This window comes from Pseudomonas sp. RGM 3321 (genome assembly GCF_022836805.1).
Classification (GTDB): domain Bacteria; phylum Pseudomonadota; class Gammaproteobacteria; order Pseudomonadales; family Pseudomonadaceae; genus Aquipseudomonas.
This window is the reverse complement of the sequence record NZ_JALHBH010000067.1, coordinates 1-4642: the sequence shown is the minus strand read 5'-3', so window position 1 is coordinate 4642 and position 4642 is coordinate 1. Positions and strand designations below refer to the sequence as shown.

Annotated in this window: 3 protein-coding genes; all 3 read right to left on the bottom strand. The window is 58.5% G+C overall.

Annotated features, from left to right (window positions below; translation table 11 throughout):
* On the bottom strand, positions 1-1873 hold a 1873-nt coding region (locus RGM3321_RS00340), incomplete at its 3' end, for a DUF3274 domain-containing protein (RefSeq protein WP_244391066.1).
* Entirely contained in the window at positions 1870-4431 is a 2562-nt protein-coding gene (gene tssI / locus RGM3321_RS00335; RefSeq protein ID WP_244391064.1) for a type VI secretion system Vgr family protein, read from the bottom strand. The genes tssI and RGM3321_RS00340, both read right to left, overlap by 4 nt.
* Positions 4358-4642: hypothetical protein (locus tag RGM3321_RS00330; protein WP_244391068.1), on the bottom strand; the 285-nt coding region annotated here is incomplete at its 5' end. The genes tssI and RGM3321_RS00330, both read right to left, overlap by 74 nt.

The following is a 4642-nucleotide window of genomic DNA, read 5'->3' as shown; positions in this document are numbered from 1 at the left end:
GGACGTCTCCAAAAATCTTTTTATCCATCCTCCAATTCGCAATCGCCACCAACACCTCGCGCATCTCAGGATCGTCCAGGCATTTGGCCTGCCCAATCGCAATGTCCATCGCCGTGACCCAGCGCTGATTTTCCGGGCTGCGCAACACCGCCGAGTGATAGCTGTTCGGGTCCAACTCCGGAGTCTCGGCCAGCCTTGCACGAATTTCATTGGGGGTCTCTTCTCGCTCCAGAGCGTACCTGTCCGAGGGTTTGGGGGCGCCTTCTCCGGTCAGTCGCCGACTTTGCATGGCACTGGTTTGATCACCGGATGCTTTGCCTTTATTCCAGCGGTCGCGCTCTTGCTCCAGATCTATCCGGCCTGAATAGGTCCTGATATTAATCCAGTTGAACTTGGCGCTAGGATTGCCCAGTGCGGCGTTGATGCTCACATCATCGGGCTTGTCTAAGCCTGCTTTGGTGGCAGTGCCTGATTCAAACTCACCACCAAACATCTGTGGCTCATGTGGAGGGCTCAAGGGTTCAGCATTTATCAGGCACAACTGGCCCATCTCTACCGGGGCTTGCGAGATGACACCTGCCACTGTCCAGCCTCCAGGGTAGCGTGGCTCATTGTCCGCACGCAGCAGCTCATGGCCTGCCGGTTTTCCGACCAGTACCGGAGCGTTGTCACGATGGCGCTTGGTCCACATGCGCTGGTAGAAACGCAATGGCTGCAATTCATTCATGGGTTGCCGGCCGCTCTTCTTGCCCAGCGTATCCCAAACGCCATACGTGCCGATGCCCTTGACGTCATCCAGAGCAACGGTGGTGTCGTCCGGGCAGAAATACAAGTACACCTTGCCGCGATTATCGCGCTCCGGAAAGATCGCCAGATTACCGATCTTGTCCTTGCGTATGCCCTGTGCCGGGCTCCATTGCGGGCCGCTTCGTCCACAATAGGTTGCAGGGTTACGCAGGTCCGACAGCGGCGGCTGGGTATGAGGGGCATGAGTGACTTCAGTGACAATCCGGGTCAGCGTGGACAGCGTGTCGTGGCCTTTGGGCGTGACATTGGGAAACAGGCTGTAAGGCGAGTCCACCATGATCAGCGTGTCCGCGCATCGCTGCCCTTCATCCACCAGCAAGGCTTGCGCCAGCAACGTGATCAAGGTGCCTTGGCTGTGGCCCATGATGGTGATGGTTTCGTCCGGGGATACACGGCGTATCTCTCGTACCAGCATGGCCAGCCGGGTAGCCGCCAGAACGAAATAACGGCGATGCGGGCCTTCGCCCATGTACAGCGTATTGGGTAGCCTTGCCTGCACCGCCTTGTGAATCAGGTTTTTATCCAAACCCTTGTCGTACATCTGCAACAGGTTGTTGGTGGCGTTGGCAAAAAAACCGCCACCTTTGCCAAAATGCCTGTCCAGACGATTGCCGCGTACGTCCTGATACTGGTCGCGGAACTTGGTGGGGTCGTCGTTTTTATCCCGTTTCACCTCTCCAGGCGCGGCACGATAGCCCCAGTAGAAGGGAATCATCAGGCTACGGGTTTTCGGATCCTTGGTGTCGCGCTGATAAAGATAGGTGTCGGGGTCGTCCAGGATATCCATCTGATCGTCTCGCACATCTTCTGCCGGAAGCTTCTTTACCTTTGTGTACTCAGCCCCATACCGCCCCGGCACCAGATCCGGCCGATCCAGCCGCTCATTCACCCCCTGACACAACCCGGTCTCCACCGACTCATAAGAAGCCCCCGGATCATTCACACCGTGCAGAAAGATCACTACGCCTGGCAAGTCGGCGGGCACTTCCATTTTGCTGGTGGTATTGAGGTTGGGGATCAGGCGCGTATTGCCTTGGGCAACAGCGTATTCATCGGCGCCGTTCATTGCGCACCTCCTTTCGGGGTGCCGCTGCGCAGTGCCGATACTTGCGCCTGATGCATCATTTCGCGCTCCACGCGCTCGGTCAGTCCGTCTGCGTTCGTCATTCCTTTCACCAGGCTGCCATCTTCCAGTTTGATTTCATACGAGTGATCCGCTGCTGCCCGCGGGCTTTGTTCGCTGTGGCCGGGGTAGTGGAAGGTGACCTGCTGGGCGGCGGGGTCGCGGCCGAAAGAGGGGATCGCAGCGCTGTCGGTCTTGGGGCCGATCCAGTCGTGTTCGCTGGCGTGCACAGTGACTTTGCCCTGTGAGCCGATCTCGACGCCGCCGCCAATCTTGATGTAACTGCCGTCATCGGCGACCAGGCGGATGGTCGGCGCGGTGATGACCACTTCGCCTTCGACGGCCGAGACGTGCAGGTTTTTCTGGGCATTGAGGGCGATGTCGTCTTCCTGCGCTTGCACCAGCACTTTGCCGCGGTTGGCGATGGCGCTGATGCCTGCATCCTGAGCGAAGGCCGACAGCCCTTTGCCTGCTTGCAGGTGCATGGCCGCGCCGCTGGTCAATTGCAGGTTGTCCTGCGCAGTGGTGTCGTGATTTTCACCGGCATAGTGCACCTGCGAGCGCGGCGTGGCGCTGGCGATGCCTGCTGCTGCGGTCATGGCCAGTACCGGGTCGCCCAGGCCGTTATTGTCCGGCGCGGGCCATTGGTCGAGCGACTGGCGCAAGGCTTCCATACCTTTGACATCCATCGCCTGACTGCCACGTGCGGCTGCGGTTTCGCCGAGGGATTTGAACAGCTCGCCGCACTCGGCCAGCAGTTTGAGCAGCTCTTCGCGATCCAGCTGTGAGCCTTTTGCGTCGGTACGCGCATAGGTGGTCAGCAACATGCCTTGCGCGGCACGCAGGGCGATGGCGGCATCGGTGCGCAGTTCTGCGCCGTTGCCGCGTGGCTGGGCGGTGCCGTCAGTGCGCGGGTCGGTCAGTTTGCCCAGGTTGAGGGCGGTGGCCTGATGGCTCGTGCCCATGCGTGCGCGCAGTGAGCCTGGGGTGTCATCGAACAGCAGTTCGTTGAAGCCGCTGCCTTTGTGTTCCTGGGTGCGGATCCCCGACAGCGTGCGGTTACCGGGCAGCCCCGAGGCCTTGCTGAAGCGTGGCGGCAGATTAATGTTGTTGTAGAGCACCGACGTCACCAGAGGCCGGTCGATATCGCCTGCCAGAAATGTCACCAGCACTTCCTGGCCGATGCGTGGCATGAACTGATGGCCAAAGCCGCTGCCCGCGCTGGGCATCGCCACCCTCAGCCACGTAGTACCCTTCGGCAGGCTGTCGCCACGCTGCCAGTGGAACCTCACCTGTATCCGCGCCAGCTCATCAGTGAACACTTCCTCACCTTCCGGCCCGACCACGATGGCGCTCAGCGGGCCGTTAATGCTCGGGCGCGGGACGGTGATCGGATGACGGTAGGGAATCTTGTGGCGAATGCACACGAACTCGTTCGTGTAGCCCGCGCCTTCGTCCGACAGGTAATTGTTGCTGCCCTCATGCTTGACCGTTATCAGCAGAAAACTGCGATCTTCAGCAGAGCCGCGGTCATGATCAAAATGCTGTGTCAGCTCAAAGGTGTGGCCAGGGTACATGGCGCGGCAGTTACTGTTGCCAGTGAATGTCTTGCCCTGAACTTCAATGGCCTCCAGACGCTGGCGTGCCAGGCGTTCACCGCCATTGAAGGTGCCGTGGCTGTAGTGATCGAGTACGTCATACACTTCATACGAATCGACATTGCCCTGCTTATTGAGGCTCGGCATGCCGACAGGCAGCTGATTACGAGGCTGCTTGTAGTCGAATGTCTGAATGGACATGCGCCCCGATTGCAGACGCCGATGGCTGCGCCATTCGGTAATCGAATCCGCTGTCTCGGTAACGGATGCACTGTGATAACGAATGGTGGGCTGTTGCGGCAGGGGCGAGAGGTCACGCGAGTGATCAAGAATGATCAGCGTGTGCCCTTCCTGATTGTGATCGAAATAAAAGAACAGCCCTTCGTGTTCCAGCAAGCGCAATACAAACGTCAAATCGCTTTCACGGTATTGGGTGATGTAACTGTGCGTCTTGAGTGGCTGGCTGAGTTGAAACTCGAAATCGGGTAATACACCGTAGGCAGAAAAGACCGTGCGGATAACGGCTTCGATAGTGTGCTCCTGGAATATACGCGAGTTGATACGCCGCGAGAGCATCCACAGCCAGGGGCTTAGTGTGGCGCTGTAATGCGCCAGACCGCCGTCGCTGCCTTGCAGGCTGAAGGTGCTTATATAACCATTGATGTAACGCGCCTCGCCGGTGGCCAGTTCGATTGCCAGTTGTGCAGGCTGGCCGATCTGGGACTTGAGCGCCAGGCCGGCGTCTCGGCTGAGCATGGATAACTCAAAGCTGAACAGTTCGGACAGGCCTTCAGTGCCGGTAAATCTCTCCAGCAGCAGTTCCTGTTCGTCACGGGCAACGGTCGTCAACTTGATCAAGCGACGGTTTTGCGGCGCAAAGAGGGCCGTTAAATCCTTTTGCATTGTTGCTCCGAGATAAAACCAGCGTCTCTTTCCGGTTGAGGGTGCCGATAGAGAGAGGTGCGGAAATCGATGGATTTGTTTCCGGGCTCACACCATGAGATTGCAGCGGTATGTCACCAGGCGACATTACTACTAATAACGCGGCGAAATGAGGCGAGATGGCGAACGAGGACGTCGGCCATTTCATAAGAAGCTGTAGTGCGTTTCTTAC

Excerpts from the sequence above, each read along its gene's own strand:
- tssI (WP_244391064.1), bottom strand. The coding sequence starts at position 4,431 with ATGCAAAAGGATTTAACGGCCCTCTTTGCGCCGCAAAACCGTCGCTTG.